The organism is Enterobacter cloacae complex sp. P42RS, from assembly GCF_014930595.1.
Taxonomy (GTDB): domain Bacteria; phylum Pseudomonadota; class Gammaproteobacteria; order Enterobacterales; family Enterobacteriaceae; genus Enterobacter; species Enterobacter bugandensis.
Window position 1 is genome coordinate 295,910 of the sequence record NZ_JADBRK010000002.1, and the last position, 18,651, is coordinate 314,560.

24 protein-coding genes are annotated in these 18,651 nt (G+C 56.0%); 12 read left to right on the forward strand and 12 right to left on the reverse strand.

Translation table 11 applies throughout. From position 1 onward, the window contains the following. On the forward strand, nt 1–1,050 hold the full coding sequence (locus IM314_RS04735) for a rhodanese-related sulfurtransferase (protein WP_028012690.1): 1,050 nt from the start codon (nt 1–3) through the stop codon (nt 1,048–1,050). Between the two features lie 41 nt (nt 1,051–1,091). Here the strand turns inward: IM314_RS04735 and IM314_RS04740 are convergent, their stop codons facing one another. From IM314_RS04740 to mdtH, 9 genes are all read right to left on the reverse strand, one after another. Next, nucleotides 1,092–1,670: a YceI family protein gene (locus tag IM314_RS04740; protein ID WP_193358688.1), complete on the reverse strand. Its 579-nt coding sequence runs from the start codon at nt 1,668–1,670 to the stop codon at nt 1,092–1,094. A gap of 1 nt (nt 1,671) precedes the next feature. Continuing rightward, nucleotides 1,672–2,238: a cytochrome b gene (locus tag IM314_RS04745; protein WP_028012692.1), complete on the reverse strand. Its 567-nt coding sequence runs from the start codon at nt 2,236–2,238 to the stop codon at nt 1,672–1,674. A gap of 218 nt (nt 2,239–2,456) precedes the next feature. After that, nucleotides 2,457–2,570, reverse strand: coding sequence for a YceO family protein (locus IM314_RS04750; protein WP_032644857.1), 114 nt, complete (start codon nt 2,568–2,570; stop codon nt 2,457–2,459). Between the two features lie 60 nt (nt 2,571–2,630). Continuing rightward, nucleotides 2,631–3,749 carry an N-methyl-L-tryptophan oxidase gene (gene solA, locus IM314_RS04755; RefSeq protein WP_047368279.1) on the reverse strand — a complete coding sequence of 373 codons (1,119 nt, stop codon included), beginning with the start codon at nt 3,747–3,749 and terminating at the stop codon, nt 2,631–2,633. Nucleotides 3,750–3,865: 116 nt separating this feature from the next. Then, complete coding sequence (gene bssS, locus IM314_RS04760; protein WP_023299782.1) at nt 3,866–4,120, reverse strand: biofilm formation regulator BssS; 255 nt, start codon at nt 4,118–4,120, stop codon at nt 3,866–3,868. Nucleotides 4,121–4,393: 273 nt separating this feature from the next. Continuing rightward, nucleotides 4,394–4,639 (reverse strand): DNA damage-inducible protein I, encoded by a 246-nt coding sequence (gene dinI / locus IM314_RS04765; RefSeq protein WP_028012694.1) that lies wholly within the window; start codon nt 4,637–4,639, stop codon nt 4,394–4,396. Nucleotides 4,640–4,713: 74 nt separating this feature from the next. After that, nucleotides 4,714–5,760: a dihydroorotase gene (gene pyrC / locus IM314_RS04770; protein ID WP_028012695.1), complete on the reverse strand. Its 1,047-nt coding sequence runs from the start codon at nt 5,758–5,760 to the stop codon at nt 4,714–4,716. Between the two features lie 126 nt (nt 5,761–5,886). Continuing rightward, the gene (locus IM314_RS04775) at nt 5,887–6,447 is read right to left on the reverse strand and encodes a lipoprotein (protein ID WP_028012696.1); all 561 of its coding nucleotides are present in this window, start codon (nt 6,445–6,447) and stop codon (nt 5,887–5,889) included. A gap of 123 nt (nt 6,448–6,570) precedes the next feature. Continuing rightward, a complete protein-coding gene (gene mdtH / locus IM314_RS04780; protein ID WP_047364272.1) occupies nt 6,571–7,779 on the reverse strand; it encodes a multidrug efflux MFS transporter MdtH in 1,209 nt (402 codons plus the stop codon). A gap of 236 nt (nt 7,780–8,015) precedes the next feature. On the opposite strand from mdtH, the gene rimJ reads away from it, so the two are divergent. The 4 genes from rimJ (at nt 8,016) to murJ (ending at nt 11,848) form a co-directional block, all read left to right on the forward strand. Next, the gene (gene rimJ, locus IM314_RS04785) at nt 8,016–8,600 is read left to right on the forward strand and encodes a ribosomal protein S5-alanine N-acetyltransferase (protein WP_013097146.1); all 585 of its coding nucleotides are present in this window, start codon (nt 8,016–8,018) and stop codon (nt 8,598–8,600) included. A gap of 9 nt (nt 8,601–8,609) precedes the next feature. Continuing rightward, nucleotides 8,610–9,257, forward strand: a complete 648-nt coding sequence (locus IM314_RS04790; RefSeq protein ID WP_041910528.1) for a YceH family protein — start codon at nt 8,610–8,612, stop codon at nt 9,255–9,257. A gap of 2 nt (nt 9,258–9,259) precedes the next feature. Continuing rightward, nucleotides 9,260–10,183 (forward strand): Gfo/Idh/MocA family protein, encoded by a 924-nt coding sequence (locus tag IM314_RS04795; RefSeq protein ID WP_193358689.1) that lies wholly within the window; start codon nt 9,260–9,262, stop codon nt 10,181–10,183. 129 nt (nt 10,184–10,312) lie between these two features. After that, nucleotides 10,313–11,848, forward strand: coding sequence for a murein biosynthesis integral membrane protein MurJ (murJ, locus tag IM314_RS04800; RefSeq protein WP_193358690.1), 1,536 nt, complete (start codon nt 10,313–10,315; stop codon nt 11,846–11,848). A gap of 59 nt (nt 11,849–11,907) precedes the next feature. Here murJ and flgN read toward each other — a convergent pair whose 3' ends face one another. The 3 genes from flgN to flgA all read right to left on the reverse strand — a co-directional run bounded on the left by flgN (nt 11,908) and on the right by flgA (nt 13,384). Then, nucleotides 11,908–12,333: a flagella biosynthesis chaperone FlgN gene (gene flgN / locus IM314_RS04805; RefSeq protein ID WP_028012701.1), complete on the reverse strand. Its 426-nt coding sequence runs from the start codon at nt 12,331–12,333 to the stop codon at nt 11,908–11,910. Nucleotides 12,334–12,337: 4 nt separating this feature from the next. Then, nucleotides 12,338–12,631 carry a flagellar biosynthesis anti-sigma factor FlgM gene (gene flgM / locus IM314_RS04810; RefSeq protein WP_014883360.1) on the reverse strand — a complete coding sequence of 98 codons (294 nt, stop codon included), beginning with the start codon at nt 12,629–12,631 and terminating at the stop codon, nt 12,338–12,340. A gap of 93 nt (nt 12,632–12,724) precedes the next feature. Then, nucleotides 12,725–13,384: a flagellar basal body P-ring formation chaperone FlgA gene (gene flgA / locus IM314_RS04815; protein WP_028012702.1), complete on the reverse strand. Its 660-nt coding sequence runs from the start codon at nt 13,382–13,384 to the stop codon at nt 12,725–12,727. Nucleotides 13,385–13,541: 157 nt separating this feature from the next. On the opposite strand from flgA, the gene flgB reads away from it, so the two are divergent. Genes flgB through flgH form a run of 7 tightly spaced genes read left to right on the forward strand, consistent with a single transcriptional unit; the run spans nt 13,542 to nt 18,649 of the window. Next, nucleotides 13,542–13,958: a flagellar basal body rod protein FlgB gene (gene flgB, locus IM314_RS04820; protein ID WP_008500815.1), complete on the forward strand. Its 417-nt coding sequence runs from the start codon at nt 13,542–13,544 to the stop codon at nt 13,956–13,958. A gap of 3 nt (nt 13,959–13,961) precedes the next feature. Next, nucleotides 13,962–14,366 (forward strand): flagellar basal body rod protein FlgC, encoded by a 405-nt coding sequence (gene flgC, locus IM314_RS04825; protein WP_013097138.1) that lies wholly within the window; start codon nt 13,962–13,964, stop codon nt 14,364–14,366. 11 nt (nt 14,367–14,377) lie between these two features. After that, nucleotides 14,378–15,088, forward strand: coding sequence for a flagellar hook assembly protein FlgD (gene flgD / locus IM314_RS04830; RefSeq protein WP_193358691.1), 711 nt, complete (start codon nt 14,378–14,380; stop codon nt 15,086–15,088). 26 nt (nt 15,089–15,114) lie between these two features. Further along, nucleotides 15,115–16,323: a flagellar hook protein FlgE gene (gene flgE, locus IM314_RS04835; RefSeq protein WP_193358692.1), complete on the forward strand. Its 1,209-nt coding sequence runs from the start codon at nt 15,115–15,117 to the stop codon at nt 16,321–16,323. Between the two features lie 20 nt (nt 16,324–16,343). After that, nucleotides 16,344–17,099: a flagellar basal body rod protein FlgF gene (locus IM314_RS04840; RefSeq protein WP_028012705.1), complete on the forward strand. Its 756-nt coding sequence runs from the start codon at nt 16,344–16,346 to the stop codon at nt 17,097–17,099. Between the two features lie 11 nt (nt 17,100–17,110). Beyond that, nucleotides 17,111–17,893 (forward strand): flagellar basal-body rod protein FlgG, encoded by a 783-nt coding sequence (gene flgG, locus IM314_RS04845; protein ID WP_000625853.1) that lies wholly within the window; start codon nt 17,111–17,113, stop codon nt 17,891–17,893. Between the two features lie 57 nt (nt 17,894–17,950). Further along, on the forward strand, nt 17,951–18,649 hold the full coding sequence (flgH, locus tag IM314_RS04850) for a flagellar basal body L-ring protein FlgH (protein WP_048956759.1): 699 nt from the start codon (nt 17,951–17,953) through the stop codon (nt 18,647–18,649). Nucleotides 18,650–18,651: the final 2 nt, after the last annotated feature.

Consider the following 18,651-nt stretch of genomic DNA (forward strand, 5'->3'; position numbering starts at 1 on the left):
ATGCCAGTGTTACACAACCGCGTTTCGAATGAGATGTTAAAGGCGCGCATGTTGGCTGAAACCGAACCGCGCACGACCATCTCCTTCTACAAATACTTCACCATCGACGATCCGCAGGCGACCCGCGATGCGCTTTATCAGGCCTTCACGGCGCTGAACGTATTCGGCCGCGTCTACCTTGCCCGCGAAGGCATTAACGCGCAGATTAGCGTGCCGGAAAGCAAAGTGAATGCGTTCCGCGACGCGCTTTATAGCTTCGATCCGGCCCTCAACGGCTTACGCCTGAACATTGCCCTGGATGACGATGGAAAATCGTTCTGGGTGCTGCGCATGAAGGTGCGTGAACGCATCGTGGCGGACGGTATTGACGATCCTGAGTTTAACCCGGCGGACGTCGGCGAATATCTGAAGGCCGCGGAAGTGAATGCGATGCTGGACGATCCGGATGCCGTGTTCATTGATATGCGTAACCACTACGAGTACGAAGTGGGGCATTTCGAAAACGCGATGGAGATTCCGGCCGATACCTTCCGCGAGCAGCTGCCTAAAGCGGTGGAGATGATGCAGGAGCATAAGGATAAAAAAATCGTTATGTACTGCACCGGCGGTATCCGCTGCGAGAAGGCCAGCGCGTGGATGAAGCACAATGGGTTCAACAAGGTCTGGCACATTGAAGGCGGTATTATTGAGTACGCCCGCCGCGCCCGTGAGCAGGGCTTACCGGTACGCTTTATCGGTAAAAACTTCGTCTTTGACGAGCGCATGGGCGAGCGCATTTCAGAAGATGTGATTGCCCAGTGCCACCAGTGCGGCGCGCCGTGCGATACCCACACCAACTGCAAAAACGACGGTTGCCACCTGCTGTTTATTCAGTGCCCGGCCTGTGCCGAGAAGTTTAACGGCTGCTGTAGCGAGCTGTGCAGCGAAGAGAGCGTCCTGCCGGAAGAAGAGCAGCGTCGTCGTCGCGCGGGGCGTGAAAACGGTAATAAGATTTTTAATAAATCACGCGGCCGTCTGAATACCAAACTGGGTATTCCTGACCCGGAATGATAATAACGCCCGGCACGGCGAAAGCCTGCCGGGCGAATCTATTACGACTTCTGCTGCACACCTTCAACGGAAATAACCAGCTCAACGTCCTGCGACGCCGGGCCTAAATCCGTTGTGATATTAAAATCTTTCAGGTGAATTTTACCCGCCGCTTCAAAACCTGCGCGTTTTCCGCCCCACGGATCGTCGCCCTGACCGATCAACTTCGCATCCAGAGTAACGGGTTTGGTTACGCCATTCAGCGTCAGATTCCCGGTAATAGCCAATTTATCACCGTCTTTCTTAACTTCCGTGGAGGTGAAGGTGGCCTGTGGGAATTTTGTGACGTTGAGGAACTCTGCGCTGCGCAGGTGTTTATCGCGCTCAGCATGGTTCGTGTCGACGCTGTTCGTATTAATGGACACATTGACTTTATCTGCCGCGGGATTTTTCTCGTCAAAAGTAAATGTGCCGTCGAAATCTTTAAAGGTGCCGTACAGCCAGCTGTATCCCAGGTGCTGAATGCGGAAATTGACGAAAGCGTGCTGGCCCTCTTTATCAATTTTATAGTCAGCCGCTACGGCAGAACCGGTGGTGAATAACAGAGAACCGAGGGCAATACCCAGCAGGTGTTTTTTCATTTTATGCTCCAGAGTCAACTGACGAGCGGCCAAGCATGCGCTTAAGCGTATCGTCTTTATCAATAAAATGGTGTTTAAGGGCGGCGAGCCCGTGCAGTACGGACAGGATCACCACGCTCCAGGCAAGCCAGAGGTGAACGACGCCTGCCGTATCGGCCTGAGCCCCGGCATCGCTGAGCGTTGCCGGAACCTCGAACAGGCCAAAAACGCTAATCGGTTTGCCGTCTGCCGTTGAAATGAGATAGCCGCTGATCAGAATGGCAAAGAGCAGCGCGTAGAGCGCAATATGCGCGGCAACGGCGCTGACGCGGGTTATTTTTCCATATGTCTTTAGTGGCGCGGGCGGTGGGGAAATATGTCGCCAGATGGCGCGAAACACCAGCCCCAGCATCAGCAGAACCCCGATGCTTTTATGCAGCTCGGGTGCCTGATGATACCAGCCATCGTAATAGCTGAGCGTGACCATCCAGAGTCCAAGTCCGAACATACCGTAGACGGCAATGGCAAATATCCAGTGCAAACTTATGGATATTATTCCGTAGCGCCGGGAGGAGTTACGCAATTGCATCAGAATGTCCATTTTCAAATTAACCGAAAGGTAAAAATGAACGGGAAGACGCGATATTGCAACTGAAATAATTGACTATTGATTTTTATTTTATTTATTTCAGCGATTTTGAAAAGAAACGGCAAGGTTAATTCAATGGCTTCGTGCAAGACGTATTTAGCAGAAGAAAAAACCTTAAATAAACATAAAGTAACGTCAGTTAACGTCAATTGTCACTTTCAATAAAACACAATGTAAATAACATCAACGATAGCGAGCAGCGCCCACAATAAGATATAGAGCATAAAGTGTTCGCGAATGTTATTGATGAGGAAATCCACTATCCTGCGCATAACGCCCCACAATTGAGTACGAAGAAAACGGGCCCCGATACCGCCGGGGCCCGTGGCCGATTATCCGTTAAAACGCGAGAGTGAGAACGGCGTCAGATCAAACTGCGGCGTGATACCCTGGGCAAACTGCGCGGCGATTTCACCCAACACCGAAGCGAACTTAAAGCCGTGGCCACTCAGCCCGGTAATCAGCAGGGTGTTGTCATGTCCCGGCAGCGTATCAATGATAAAGTCTTCATCCGGCGTGTTGTCATAGGTGCAGGCCGCGCCATAAAGCAGGCCGCCGACGCCCGGGAGAATATTGCGCAGGAACGAGAAGGCTTCTGAGCCGTCCTGCGGGCAGGCGCCAAACGGCTTGCGCTCCTCAGGTGATGAGATGACCTGCCCGCCGTTGTGTTTTCCAATCTTGAGAGCGTCCTTCTCGGAAGGGAAACCGTAGAACTGATCGCCGTTGGGTAACTCGCCGGTAAACGCCGGGAATTTATTTTGCGCGCTGTAACGCCCGTCCGACTGGAACCAGGAGAAGACCTTGCGTACCGGCTGGATCGGCAGGTCCGGAAGCAGGCGGGTAACCCAGGTTCCTGCGCTAATAAGCAGGCGGGAAGCCGAATATTCCCCGTCTACGGTTTTCACCGTAACGCCGTTTGCATCATGCGTGATGGCCTCTACGGGGCAATTGAACAGCTGCGCACAGCCCGCTTTGGCGGCAAGATCGACCCAGGTTTTGATCGCCGTTTCACAGTGCAGCACACCGGAGTTGGCTTCAAAGAGGCCGATATAATCCTCTGGGACGGTAATTTCAGGCCAGCGCGAGGTAATGGCCGCCGCGTCCAGCTTCTCAACGTCAAGATTAAAGGCTTTCGCGCTGCGTTCGACGTTGGCGAGAAATTCTGAACGGGCCGGACCGAGGTTGATGATCCCCGTGCGTTCGAAAATGCGCTCTTCAGTCTGTTTCGCCAGCTCGTCCCACAGCGTCTGGGCGCGAAGCACCAGCGGAACGTAGCGCTCCCCCTCGCCATAGGCATGGCGAATGAGACGGGTGTCGCCATGGTGGCTACCTTCGCTATGCGGCGGCAGGTGCGCGTCAATCATCAGGACGTTTAGCCCTGCCTGCGTTGCGTAATAACCGGCGGCCGATCCAACGGAGCCGCTACCAATAATGATTAAGTCGTATCTCATATGCATCTCGTAAACTTACGGTTTGTTAGCAGAGTAATTAACAACGCGGGCGTAAACAAGCGGGAAATAAATAAGGCACCGCGAGGGTGCCTGTTGAGTGAAAAGTGGGCATAAGGTTAGTGCCGTTTATACTCATTTTCCTGATAGTCGCCAGATTCTATTTTTGCAATGCCTGCCTCTAAAATAGAAATAAACTGACGGGCGACGTCTGTTGTTAGCCACAGCGTCTGTCCCACTTCCGCTTCGTCACGGTTGAGTTGATTTGGGGTCTGGTAGTGCAAACGCAGCATCAGTGCATCGTAGCTATCTACGGTACTGATATCCCAGCCTACAAGCGGATGGGTCTGGATGACTTCGTTATTCTTTTCCATTATAACCCCCTTAATGCGTGTTAGAAGACAACGGCTCTGAGGTTCAATGCATGTTTTTCTGAAAGCTTCTTCAGTATACCAAGTAATAAGGGTTCCAAAGGGAAAAATAAACAGGTAGCAACACATTTTTCTGCTTTTTAGGATTGTTCGAACAATAAAACACCATCTCGTTCACGATTTTTTAAGAACACGCTGAATTAATTTGAACTTTCGAAATTACAGGCAAAAAAAAAGCCGGGGCGACCCGGCAAAAAACACAATGAGGGAGCAGTGTTAATCGGTAATGAACCAGTCGTCTGCGCTTTCCCACGTTTCCTGCAGGATTTCGCTGATGCGATCTTTATCTTCTTTTGCGGCACCCATGACGGAGAGGTTGTTCGCTGCGGCGTAACGCACCGTTACGGCGCCCGCGTTGTCGGGAAAGGTGTTGTTAATACGACGGGATAATTCGCCTGCCAGAGCGTCAAGCGCGCCGGCAGGCAGAACGGTAGTTTTGGCTATGGTGACTTCAATACGCATAAATGCCCCCTGTGTAATATACTGTTTATTTATACAGGCATATTATCGGTTTGACAACAAGGGGCGTTGATTTTTTAGCGTTTTACCGTCCAGCTTACGGTTTCACCTGCCAGGAAGGGGATCAGCGTGTCATCCGTCAGCGCGATAGACTCCTCAACCTGGCTCGCTTTGCGCTCCAGCTCAATGAAGGTGTCATTGACCGGCAGGCCGTAGAAGCGCGGGCCGTTGAGGGAGCAGAACGCTTCGAAATGTTCCAGCGCGTTCATCTCTTCAAATACGGTTGCGTAGCTGGCAAGCGCCGTTGGGGCGTTGAAACAGCCCGCGCAGCCGCAGCTTGCCTCTTTGCGATGGCGGGCGTGAGGCGCGGAGTCTGTGCCCAGGAAAGCACGCGTGAATCCGCTGGCGACCAGTTCGCGCAGCGCCTGCTGGTGAACGTTGCGCTTGAGGATCGGCAGGCAGTACAGGTGAGGGCGCACCCCGCCCACCAGCATATGGTTACGGTTAAACATCAGATGCTGGGGGGTAATGGTCGCAGCGATCAGCTCGTTACCGTCGCGAACATACTCTGCCGCGTCTTTGGTGGTGATATGCTCAAAGACCACCTTAAGCGCCGGCAGGCGCTGGCGCAGGGGCTCCATCACGGTTTCGATAAAACGGGCTTCACGGTCGAAGATGTCAATCTCCGCATGCGTTACTTCACCGTGTACCAGCAGCGGCATGCCCAGTTTCTGCATGCGCTCCAGCACCGGCATGATGGCATCAATACTGGTGACGCCGTGGCTGGAGTTGGTGGTGGCGTTCGCCGGGTAGAGTTTCGCCGCCGTAAATACGCCTTCGTTAAACCCGCGTTCCACTTCGTTCGGATCCAGTGAATCGGTCAGGTAGCAGGTCATCAACGGGGTGAAATCATGTCCCGCCGGAACGGCATCCAGAATGCGCTGACGGTAGGCAATGGCGGCATCGACGGTGGTGACTGGCGGAACCAGGTTTGGCATGACAATCGCGCGGCCATAAATTTCACTGGTATAGGGCACGACGGTTTTCAGCATATCGCCATCGCGCAGATGGATATGCCAGTCGTCTGGGCGGCGGATTTTAAGAACCTGGGGTTGTGCAGTCATGGAAGCTCCGGCTTGTCAGGAATCAGTCATAAGGATGGCTGTTTTTGCCGGACACAAATCATAAGCGGAAACGTTTTCGTTTGCACACTTTTCCGTAAAAAAAAGGGCGCCGCAGCGCCCTTCAGGTTAATCGGTGAAAGGAATAACGATCTCTCCCGGTTTCACCTCTATTCCTTTTGCGTATTTCTTCGCGAGAGCTTCACCCTTGCTGTTGTCTTCGCTTAAGACGTACGCCGGCTGCTGGTTAAAGTAGTTTCGCAGCGACTGGTTCAGATAGGGCATCAGGGTTTGCAGTACCGGCGCCATTTTGTCCGGCGAAACCTGCGCATCGACCACTTCCATCTCCTGCAGGAATATCGCCCCTTTCTCTTTGTTGAAAACGGGGAGCGCCTTCAGCTTGAGCTTGATGTTGGCTTTCTGATTGCCAAAAAGGGACGTCATATCAAGCGCGGCATCGCCTGCGAGAGTGACTTTATTCGGCTCTTCGCGGCCAATCTGGCTGGTGAGATTGGTGAGTACGATGTGGGCATCGGCCAGCCCCGGCACGCCAATGTCTTTAGAGAAATTGTTATGTTTTTCCAGCGCCTGATTAATTTCCTGCTCACTGACGGTATATTGCGTAAGCTGGTTACAGCCGACCAGCAGACCGCTGACAACGAATGCCGCGGCTAAGACAATTTTCTTCATAGTGCTCCTCAACGAAAAATCGGCGCTTCTGTCCTGTTACGCCAGTATGTCAGCGTGAATGGGCAGAAACCAGCAGAAAAAACTGAGAAGTGGGGCGGGAGAGGCTCCCGCCCGAGGGAAAGGCTACGCGCCAGGCTCGAGCATGCCGCTCGCGCTGCGTTTCTGGCTGAACTGCCACCACAGGGCGAGAAGCGTCATGATGCCTACCACGCCGAGCATCATCCAGGGGAGTTCCGGCTGGTTCAGCGCTTTGCCGGCATCGAACAGCCAGCCGCCGCCGGCGTAACCCAGCGCACCGCCAAAGGCCAGACCCAGGCGGCTGAAGCCCATATAGCTGCCGCGCGCACGCGCATCCGCAAGCGAGGCGCTCAGCGTTTCGCGGGCGGGTTCGGCGATGATGGAGCCGATATAGAAGGTGCAGATCAGCGTAAAAAGCTGCTGAAGCGTGTTTACCAGACCGATCGGCATCATGCTCAGCGTCATCAGAAACAGCCCGGCCATCAGGCGATGCTCCAGACGAAAACGCCGTTCACTCCAGCGGGCAATCGGATAAAGCAGCGTTAATGAAAGGCAGGCTTCGATGGCGTACATCCATTTTACGGCAGCAGGCGTGCCCGCAATATCGTTCACCATGATTGGCAGCATCAGCATCACCTGTACGGCGAGCATGTAATAGCCGGTCAGGGTCAACACGTAGGTGACAAAACGCCTGTCGCGCAGGACGCGTCCTAGCCCCTCGCGCACCGGGGCTTTTACCGTCGACAGCTTCCAGGCCGGAAGGTAGAGGCCGTTAAACAGGGCGCACAGAATAAACAGCACCGCCCCGGCCGCGCAAACCAGACGGAAATCGTACTGCAGCAGCCAACTGCCCAGCAGGGCGCCAACAACCGCCCCGGCGCTGTCCTGCATCATCAGAATGGAGAAGAAACGTCCGCGGTGCTGAGGACGAATCAGCTTTACCACCAGCGCGGTGCGCGGCGGGTCAAACAGGGTGCCCCCGATACCGGAGAGAAAGCAGGAGAACCACAGCAGCCACGGCTCCTGGGCGACCGCCATCGTGGCAAAGCCTGCCGCGCGGAGCAGCATCCCGGTAACGATCATCGGTTTAGCGCCAAAGCGGTCAGCGATCGCGCCGCCAAAGACGCCCAGCCCCTGCTGGACAAACTGACGTAGCCCCAGGGCAATCCCAACCATTAATGCCGCCCAGCCCATTTGATCGACAAAGCGGATAGAGATGAGGGGGAACACGACAAAAAAGCCGAGCACGACCAGCATGTTATCGACGAGCAGGAAATATTTACCCAGGCTCCTGGCCTGTGATACGCGGGACATTTTCCCTCCAGGGAAAATAAGAAGGTGAGCACGCTAACATTCTGCGGTGTCGCCGCGTTTTTTCCCACCCCCGGGCGCGACAATATTTTTTTATCAAAACGGTGCTTTGATAGAGAGTTCTCATCGAAAAATGTGAAAAGAGGTCAAAATGGTATGTCACTGTTTTCACAGACGGCACGGGCGCAGGTATAGTAAAGCTAATGGGTAAGCTGAAGTGACGGGAAGGAGTGGTATTGATGTTTGGCTATCGCAGTAATGTGCCAAAAGTGCGTCTGACAACGGACAGGCTGGTCGTTCGTCTTGTGCATGAGCGTGATGCCTGGCGTCTGGCGGATTATTACGCCGAGAATCGCCAGTTTTTAAAACCCTGGGAACCCGTTCGGGATGAGAGCCATTGTTACCCCTCCGGCTGGCAGGCACGCCTCAGCATGATCGCTGAATTTCATAAGCAGGGCAGCGCGTTTTATTTCGCGCTGCTGGATCCAGAAGAGAAAGAGATTATCGGGATCGCCAATTTTTCAAACGTGGTGCGGGGATCGTTTCACGCCTGCTACCTTGGCTATTCCATCGGCCAGAAATGGCAGGGGCAGGGACTGATGTACGAGGCGTTAACGGTAGCCATCCGCTATATGCAACGCACGCAGCATATCCATCGCATTATGGCGAACTACATGCCGCATAATCAGCGCAGCGGGAATTTGCTGGCGCGTTTAGGGTTTGAGAAAGAGGGTTATGCCAAAGACTATCTGCTGATAGACGGAGAGTGGCGCGACCACGTTCTGACGGCATTAACCACCCGTGACTGGACCGCAGGTCGTTAAGGAGAAAAGATGAAGTATCAGCTAAACGGTACGGAAGCGCGCGTGATTGGGTGCTTACTCGAAAAACAGGTCACCACGCCGGAGCAGTATCCGCTCTCTGTTAACGCCGTGACCATGGCCTGCAACCAGAAGACCAACCGCGAGCCGGTGATGAATCTCAGCGAGCATGAGGTTCAGGACGTGCTGGATGCGCTGGTGAAGCGCCACTATTTGCGCACCGTCAGCGGCTTCGGCAACCGCGTGACCAAATACGAGCAGCGCTTCTGTAACTCCGAATTTGGCGATCTGAAACTGAGCAGCGCGGAAGTGGCGGTTATTACCACGCTGCTGCTGCGCGGGGCGCAAACGCCGGGGGAACTGCGAACGCGCGCTTCCCGAATGCATGAGTTCAGCGACATGCAGGAAGTCGAGCAGACCCTGGAAGGGCTGGCCGCGCGTGAGGATGGCCCTTACGTGGTGCGACTGGCGCGCGAGCCGGGTAAACGTGAGAGCCGCTACATGCATCTCTTCAGCGGCGACGTTGACGCCGCAAGCGCGGCGACGGAATCGAGTCCTGCAACCCGTGACGACCTTGCCGCGCGCGTAGAGGCGCTGGAAGACGAGGTGGCCGGGCTGAAACAGCGTCTGGATGCACTGCTGGCACATTTGGGAGACTAACGGTGAAAAAATTACGCATTGGCGTGGTGGGGCTGGGCGGTATTGCGCAGAAAGCCTGGCTGCCCGTATTGGGCGCTGCGTCTGACTGGACGCTACAAGGGGCATGGTCACCGACCCGAGAAAAGGCAGAACGTATCTGTGAAACCTGGCGTATCCCGTATGCGGCATCGCTCCAGGATCTGGCCCGCGAGTGCGATGCGGTCTTTGTGCATACCTCAACGGCAACCCACTATCAGGTGGTGAGCGAGTTGCTCAATGCGGGTGTTCACGTCTGCGTGGATAAACCGCTGGCGGAAAATGTTCAGGACGCCGAACGGCTGATTGAGCTGGCGGCACGTAAAAAACTGACGCTGATGGTCGGTTTCAACCGCCGCTTCGCGCCGCTTTACCAGCAGCTGAAGGCGCAGTCCGGCAATATCGCCTCGCTGCGCATGGATAAGCACCGCACCGACAGCGTGGGTCCAAACGATCTGCGCTTTACCCTTCTCGATGACTACCTCCACGTAGTGGACACCGCGCTGTGGCTGACTAACGGCGAAGCGCTGCTGAAAAGCGGCACTCTTGTCACCAACGAACAGGGGCAGATGGTCTATGCGGAACACCATTTTGCCGTTGAGCATCTTCAGGTCACCACCAGCATGCACCGCCGCGCGGGCAGCCAGCGGGAATCCGTGCAGGCGGTAACCGACGGCGCACTGTACGACGTTACCGACATGCATGAATGGCGGGAAGAGAAGGGCAGCGGCGTGGTGATGCAGCCGGTCCCCGGCTGGCAAAGCACTCTGGAGCAACGAGGTTTCGCAGGATGTGCCCGCCACTTTATCACCTGCGTGCAAAATCAGACGGTTCCTGAAACGTCCGGCGAGCAGGCCATTCTGGCTCAGCGCATTGTGGAACGGCTCTGGCGCGAGGCCATGAGTGAATAACTCGCTGTAACATCTGCGGATAGTAATTCGTTGAAATCGGGTTAGACTAAGCGCCGCTTGTTGGCTTTGCCGGGTGGCGCTTGTGCGTTCCCGGTCTATAAATCCGTATGGTTCTGGAAATTCACGTTAATGAACTTATTAAAATCGCTGGCGGCCGTCAGCTCGATGACCATGTTCTCTCGCGTTCTCGGTTTTGCGCGCGATGCCATTGTGGCAAGGGTCTTTGGTGCAGGGATGGCAACGGACGCCTTTTTCGTGGCGTTCAAACTGCCGAACCTGCTGCGTCGCATTTTTGCTGAAGGGGCGTTCTCCCAGGCGTTTGTACCCATTCTGGCGGAATATAAAAGCAAGCAGGGTGAAGACGCGACGCGCGTGTTTGTCTCTTATGTCTCCGGGTTGCTGACGCTGGCGTTGGCCGTGGTGACGGTAGTCGGTATGCTGGCCGCGCCCTGGGTCATTATGGTGACCGCCCCCGGCTTTGCCGACACGGCGGATAAATTTGCCCTGACCTCGCAGCTTCTGCGCATTACCTTTCCCTATATTCTGCTGATCTCGCTGGCCTCGCTGGTGGGGGCTATCCTGAACACCTGGAACCGCTTCTCCGTTCCGGCGTTTGCGCCGACGTTTCTCAACGTCAGCATGATCGGTTTTGCGCTGTTCGCCGCGCCGCACTTCAACCCGCCGGTGCTGGCCCTGGCCTGGGCGGTCACCGTGGGCGGCGTGCTGCAGCTGGCGTATCAGCTGCCGCACCTGAAAAAAATCGGCATGCTGGTGCTGCCGCGCATCAACCTGAAAGATGCCGGGGCGATGCGCGTTATCAAGCAGATGGGGCCCGCCATTCTTGGCGTCTCCGTCAGCCAGATCTCGCTGATTATCAACACCATCTTTGCCTCTTTCCTGATGTCGGGTTCCGTCTCGTGGATGTACTACGCTGACCGCCTGATGGAGTTCCCGTCCGGCGTGCTGGGCGTGGCGCTGGGGACCATCCTGCTGCCGTCGCTGTCGAAAAGCTTTGCCAGCGGCAACCATGACGAATACTGCCGCCTGATGGACTGGGGCCTGCGTCTCTGCTTCCTGCTGGCCCTGCCAAGCGCGGTGGCGCTGGGTATTCTGGCCAAACCGCTGACGGTGTCGCTGTTCCAGTACGGGAAATTCACCGCGTTTGACGCCGCGATGACCCAGCGCGCGCTGGTCGCTTACTCGGTGGGACTGATGGGGCTGATTGTCGTCAAAGTGCTGGCACCGGGGTTCTATTCACGTCAGGACATTAAAACGCCGGTGAAAATTGCCATTGTAACGCTAATTATGACGCAGCTGATGAACCTGGCATTTATCGGCCCGCTGAAGCATGCCGGCCTGTCGCTGTCTATTGGTCTGGCGGCCTGTCTGAATGCCGGTCTGCTTTACTGGCAGCTGCGCAAGCAGGATATCTTTACGCCGCAGCCGGGGTGGGCAAGTTTCCTCGTGCGTTTGGTAGTGGCGGTGCTGGTGATGTCTGCGGCACTCATCGGGATGATGTACGTCATGCCGGAGTGGTCTCTGGGCACGATGCCTTATCGTCTGATGCGGCTGATGGCCGTGGTGGGCGTTGGAGTGGTAGCGTATTTTGCCACGCTCGCCGTGCTGGGCTTCAAAGTGAAAGAGTTTACCCGCCGGACGGCATAAACGCTAAAAGGGGAGTTCACCTCAGGGTGCTCCCCACTGCAAGATTTGTCGCTTACGCGTCAAATCGAAATCTTTTTTACACCCGCAATACGTGCCGTCGCCGTCTGACCATCCGCGCCGTACAGTCCGGTTTCTTTATGCGGCTTCAGCACCTCAAGCGCCTGCTGATTACGCTCTATCTGGCCTTCAAGCAGCCAGCCGTTATGCTGGTTGAGATCGCGCAGATGCTGGGTTTTTTCGGTAATGGTCTGCCAGCGCTCGGCAATATCGTCATTGGCGCTGCGCTTCGAGTCCTGCTCGGCGCGGCGCTGCTGCTCCAGATAATCCAGCGTGGCCAGCAGCGAACTCTTATCTTCAGTAATACGCTGCAGCGCGCTGCCGTTAATGTGACCGGAAGAGAGATGTTGTTGTTCAGCATCCATTACCGTTTTCAGGTCGTTCAGGACAACCGTCATTTGATCCAGTATTTCTGACAGTCGACTCATACGGTTAGTTACTCTGTAAGAAACTCTGTGCTTCCTGAATCAGGGCATCAGCAATTTTGCTGGTGTCCATTTTCAGCTCACCGTTGCGAATAGCCGTTTTCAGCGCTTCAACACGTTCCATATTGATATCGTTGCTGCCTGGCTGCATCAGTTTTGCCTGGGCATCGCTCAGGGTCACGCTGGTGCTGTTAGACGTTGACGGTTTTTCCAGACGCGTTTTCTGAGGGGTAGCGTCGTTCGTTTCGCGAGGCTGTACAGCGCTTACCGGCTTCAGGGCTGATGTACGATCAATGCTCATAGTGTTGTCCTCATCGAGGGTTCGCGGCGTTTGCGCCTGACATCATCATTAGTGGAATATTTATCGGCACGCGCCGCGAAATCTTTAAAAAGATTATAGGTTAATCAGAATATTCCCATCAGAATCGACGGTTCCGCTCACCACCTGGCCTGAGGACATTCTGACGCGGGCGTTTTGCGCTACCGCGGCATTGTTTAACGCTTTCCCTTCACTGTTGATGCTAAAGCCGTCTCCGTTGGCAACGACCATCACCTGCTGTCCCGCTTTGACACGCCACGCCTGGCGCAGCATGGAGAGCTGAATCGGCTGGCCCGGCGCGACATCGCGCAGGCTGACGGCGTCCTGTGCCTGGTTAATGTCCAGCATTGTCCGCGGCGGGAGCTGATCCAGACGCCCGCGCTTTAACGTCACGCTGTTTGCCTGCAGCGCGCTGCCACGCACAATGGGGACGGCGGCGACAACATAATTGCCCGTCGCCTGAACTGCAACCTGTAAATAGCGTTTTTCGTTGGCGCAGCGTGCCAGGACGTTCACATTGCCCCACAGCTTCGTGGTCCCCGTCACGCTGAATGACGGTTGCTCGCAGGTCGGATACAGATTCGGCGGCGTGCGGATGGTCACGTTAACGTCATCGCTAAAGCCCGCCAGCTTCTGGGCAAAAAAATTCGTCAGCGCATCCTGTAAATCCCCGGCATTCACCAGAGGGCTAAACAGCAAGAAGGTTGCCATCAGGCCACGTTTTAACGTTTGCATCGCAAGTTCCACCGTTTCCAGAGTTGGATGAATTCTACCTGCAGTGGTTTTGCATCAACGGAATAAATAGCGACGCATTTTGTGCTTATTCCGTCGATAGGGGAGACCGGGTGAGATTTAAGCTGTGAACTGAAATTTTGCCATCAGCGGAGGAGACATGCTCGATAAACTCGACGCCGCGTTACGTTTTCAGCAGGAAGCGCTCAATTTACGCGCCCAGCGGCAGGAGATTTTAGCCGCCAACATCGCTAACGCCGATACGCCCGGGTATCAGGCGCGCGATATTGATTTTTCCAGTGAGCTCAAAAAGGTGATGGAGCGTGGACGTGCCGAAGGAACCGGTGTTGCACTCGCCATGACATCCTCTCGCCATATTCCCGCTCAGGCGATGACCGCGCCAGCGACCGATTTACTTTATCGCATCCCTGACCAGCCTTCACTCGACGGTAACACCGTGGATATGGACCGGGAGCGTACGCAGTTTGCCGATAACAGCCTGAAATACCAGACGGGCCTGACCGTACTCGGCGGACAAATCAAAGGCATGATGAACGTCCTGCAGGGGGGCAACTGATAAATGGCCTTGCTGAATATTTTTGATATCGCCGGCTCGGCGTTAACCGCCCAGTCCAAACGTCTGAACGTGGCCGCCAGTAACCTGGCGAACGCCGACAGCGTGACCGGACCTGACGGACAGCCTTATCGTGCCAAACAGGTTGTGTTTCAGGTCGACGCTGCGCCAGGTGCGGCAACGGGCGGCGTGAAGGTGTCTGACGTGGTTGAGAGCCAGGCGCCGGACAAGCTGGTGTATGAGCCAGGTAACCCGCTCGCGGACGCTAACGGATACGTGAAGATGCCAAACGTGGATGTGGTGGGCGAGATGGTGAACTCCATGTCGGCGTCCCGTAGCTACCAGGCGAACGTCGAAGTGCTTAATACCGTGAAGAGCATGATGCTCAAAACACTCACTCTCGGCCAGTAAAGGAGACATGCATGTCCATCGCCGTAAATGTGAATGATCCGACGAACACGGGTGTTAACAACACCAAAAGTTCGACAAGCTCCAGCTCCCTGACGGGAAGCAATGCCTCCGATTTGCAGAGCAGTTTTCTGACGCTGCTGGTGGCGCAGCTTAAGAACCAGGATCCGACTAACCCAATGCAGAACAACGAACTGACCACGCAGCTTGCGCAGATCAGTACCGTGAGCGGCATTGAGAAACTGAACACCACCCTCGGTTCCGTCTCCGGTCAGATTAACAGCGCTCAGTCCCTGCAGGCGGCAAGCCTGATTGGTCACGGCGTGATGATCCCGGGGACCACGATCCTGGCGGGCACCAGCATCACCGACGGTACATCGACCACCACCACGACGCCGTTCGGCGTTGAATTGCAGCAGGCGGCTGACAAAGTGACGGCGACGATCACCGACTCAACCGGCGCCGTGGTTCGCACCATCGACATCGGCGAGCTGAAAGCGGGCGTTCACACCTTTACCTGGGACGGCAGCCTGACCGACGGCACGAAAGCACCAAATGGCTCCTACAAAGTCGCGATTAGTGCCAGCAACGGGACGACCCAACTGGTGGCGCAGCCGCTGCAGTTCGCGCTGGTTCAGGGCGTGATTAAAGGGGGCGACGGCAACAAACTGGATTTGGGTACCTCTGGTACCACCACACTCGACGAAGTTCGGCAGATTATCTAAGCCTTAACACTTATCAGGAGTAAGTCATGGCCTTTTCTCAAGCGGTCAGCGGCCTGAATGCTGCGGCCACCAACCTGGACGTCATTGGCAACAACATCGCCAACTCCGCGACCTATGGTTTTAAATCCGGTTCTGCTTCCTTTGCAGACATGTTTGCCGGCTCCAAAGTGGGTCTGGGCGTAAAAGTTGCGGGCATCACTCAGGACTTTACCGACGGTACCACCACCAACACCGGTCGTGGCCTGGACGTTGCCATCAGCCAGAACGGTTTCTTCCGTATGGTCGATTCTAACGGCTCGGTGTTCTACAGCCGTAACGGCCAGTTCAAGCTGGATGAAAACCGTAATCTGGTGAACATGCAGGGGATGCAGTTAACGGGTTATCCGGTTGCCGGAACGCCATCAACGGTTCAGACCGGTGCGAATCCACAGGCGATTAATATCCCGACCACGCTGATGGCCGCGAAGTCCACCACCACGGCTTCCCAGCAGATTAACCTCAACTCCACCGATGCTGCACCAACCGCCGCCTTCGATCCGGCCAACCCGGATACCTACAACAAAAAAGGTACGGTAACCGTCTTTGATAGCCAGGGTAATGCGCACAACATGAACCTGTTTTACGTCAAAGATGCGACCCCGGCTAACTCCTGGAAAGTGTATGCCCAGGACGGCAGCGTGGCAGGCAGCGCGGCGGCACTGGCGACGACACTGACCTTCGATAATAACGGTACGTTGATCGGGGGTGGAAACATCAACATCACGACCGCGACGATGCCAGGCGCGACGCCAGCCACCTTTGCGATGAGTTTTGCTAACTCCATGCAGCAGAACACCGGTGCGAACAATATCGTGGCGACCAGCCAGAACGGCTTCAAGCCGGGCGATCTGGTGAGCTATCAGATCAACGACGACGGCACCGTCGTGGGGAACTACTCCAACGAGCAGACTCAGGTGCTGGGCCAGATCGTGCTGGCAAACTTTGCCAACAACGAAGGGCTGAAGTCTGAAGGCGATAACGTCTGGTCGGCGACTCAGTCCTCCGGCGTGGCGCTGCTGGGTACGGCGGGAAGCGGTAACTTCGGCACGCTGACCAACGGCGCGCTGGAAGCCTCTAACGTGGACCTGAGTAAAGAACTGGTGAACATGATTGTCGCGCAGCGTAACTATCAGTCGAATGCGCAGACCATCAAGACCCAGGATCAGATCCTCAACACGCTGGTTAACCTGCGTTAAGCGGCTAACAGGAAAGCGCAATGGATCACGCAATATATACCGCGATGGGCGCGGCAAGTCAGACGCTCAGCCAGCAGGCCGTTACCGCCAGCAACCTGGCAAACGCCTCTACGCCGGGCTTTCGCGCGCAGCTGAATGCGCTGCGCGCGGTGCCGGTGGAAGGGCTCTCCCTGCCGACCCGTACGCTGGTGGCGGCATCCACCCCGGGCGCAGACATGACGCCAGGGCAGATGGATTACACCTCACGCCCGCTGGACGTTGCTCTGCAGCAGGACGGCTGGCTGGCGGTGCAAACGGCGGACGGTGGTGAAGGCTATACCCGTAACGGGAATATCCAGGTCAGCGCGACCGGCCAGCTGACGATTCAGGGGCATCCGGTGATGGGTGAAGCGGGCCCGCTGACCGTGCCGGAAGGCTCTGAGCTGACCATCGCCGCGGACGGCACCATCTCGGCGCTGAACCCGGGCGATCCGGCCAACACCGTTGCCCCCGTCGGGCGTCTCAAGCTGGTCAAAGCGGAAGGCAAAGAGGTGCAGCGCGGCGACGACGGCATGTTCCGTCTGACCCAGGCAGCTCAGGCTACCCGTGGTGCCACATTACAGGCCGATCCGAGCATCCGCGTGATGTCCGGCGTTCTGGAAGGCAGCAACGTTAAGCCGGTAGCCGCCATGAGCGACATGATCGCCAGCGCCCGTCGTTTTGAAATGCAGATGAAAATTATCAGCAGCGTGGACGAAAACGCGGGCAAGGCTAACCAACTTCTGTCGATGAGTTAACAGGACTCTTTATGATCAGTTCTTTATGGATCGCGAAAACTGGCCTGGACGCGCAGCAAACCAACATGGATGTGATTGCCAACAACCTGGCAAACGTGAGCACCAATGGTTTCAAGCGTCAGCGCGCCGTTTTCGAAGATTTGCTTTATCAAACCATCCGCCAGCCGGGCGCGCAGTCTTCTGAACAGACGACGCTGCCGTCAGGCCTGCAGATCGGTACCGGCGTTCGCCCGGTGGCGACCGAGCGTCTGCACAGCCAGGGCAACCTGTCTCAGACCAACAACAGCAAAGACGTGGCGATCAAAGGCCAGGGCTTCTTCCAGGTGCAGCTGCCTGACGGGACCTCTGCCTACACCCGTGACGGTTCCTTCCAGGTCGATCAGAACGGTCAGCTGGTGACGGCGGGTGGTTTCCAGGTTCAGCCTGCGATCACCATTCCGGCGAACGCCCTGAGCATTACCATCGGCCGCGACGGCATCGTGAGCGTGACCCAGCAGGGGCAGGCCGCGCCGGTCCAGGTCGGCCAGCTCAACCTGACCACCTTCATGAACGATACCGGTCTGGAAAGCATTGGTGAGAATCTCTACACCGAAACGCAATCCTCCGGCACGCCAAATGAAAGTACGCCAGGCCTGAACGGTGCGGGGCTGCTGTACCAGGGGTATGTCGAAACCTCCAACGTGAACGTGGCGGAAGAGCTGGTGAATATGATCCAGGTCCAGCGCGCGTATGAAATTAACAGTAAAGCAGTCTCGACGACCGATCAGATGCTGCAGAAACTGACGCAACTCTAAGGTGTAGCCCGGTGCGGTAAACCCCGCACCGGCTCCCTGTTTTCGAAGATGAAGGCAATGCAAAAAAACGCGGCGTTTCGTTATCCGATACTGACTGTTCTGGCCGTCACCCTCAGCGGGTGCGCTTTGATCCCGTCTAAACCATTGGTCCAGGGTGCGACGACTGCCCAACCCGTTCCTGGCCCTGCGCCAGTTGTAAACGGCTCCATTTTCCAGACCGCGCAGCCGATTAACTACGGCTATCAGCCGCTGTTTGAAGATCGCCGCCCGCGTAATATTGGCGATACATTGACCATTGTGCTGCAGGAAAACGTCAGCGCGAGCAAGAGCTCGTCGGCGAACGCCAGCCGCGATGGCAAAACCAATTTTGGCTTTGACACCGTTCCACGCTATCTGCAGGGCCTGTTCGGCAATGCCCGTGCGGATGTTGAGGCCTCCGGCGGCAATACCTTTAACGGTAAAGGTGGCGCGAACGCCAGCAACACCTTCAGCGGTACGCTGACGGTCACGGTTGACCAGGTGCTGGTTAACGGCAATTTACACGTCGTGGGTGAAAAACAGATCGCCATTAACCAGGGCACTGAATTCATTCGCTTCTCGGGCGTGGTGAATCCACGCACCATCAGCGGCACTAACACCGTTCCGTCCACCCAGGTGGCGGATGCGCGCATTGAGTACGTCGGCAACGGCTACATTAATGAAGCGCAGAATATGGGTTGGCTGCAGCGCTTCTTCCTTAATTTATCGCCGATGTAAGC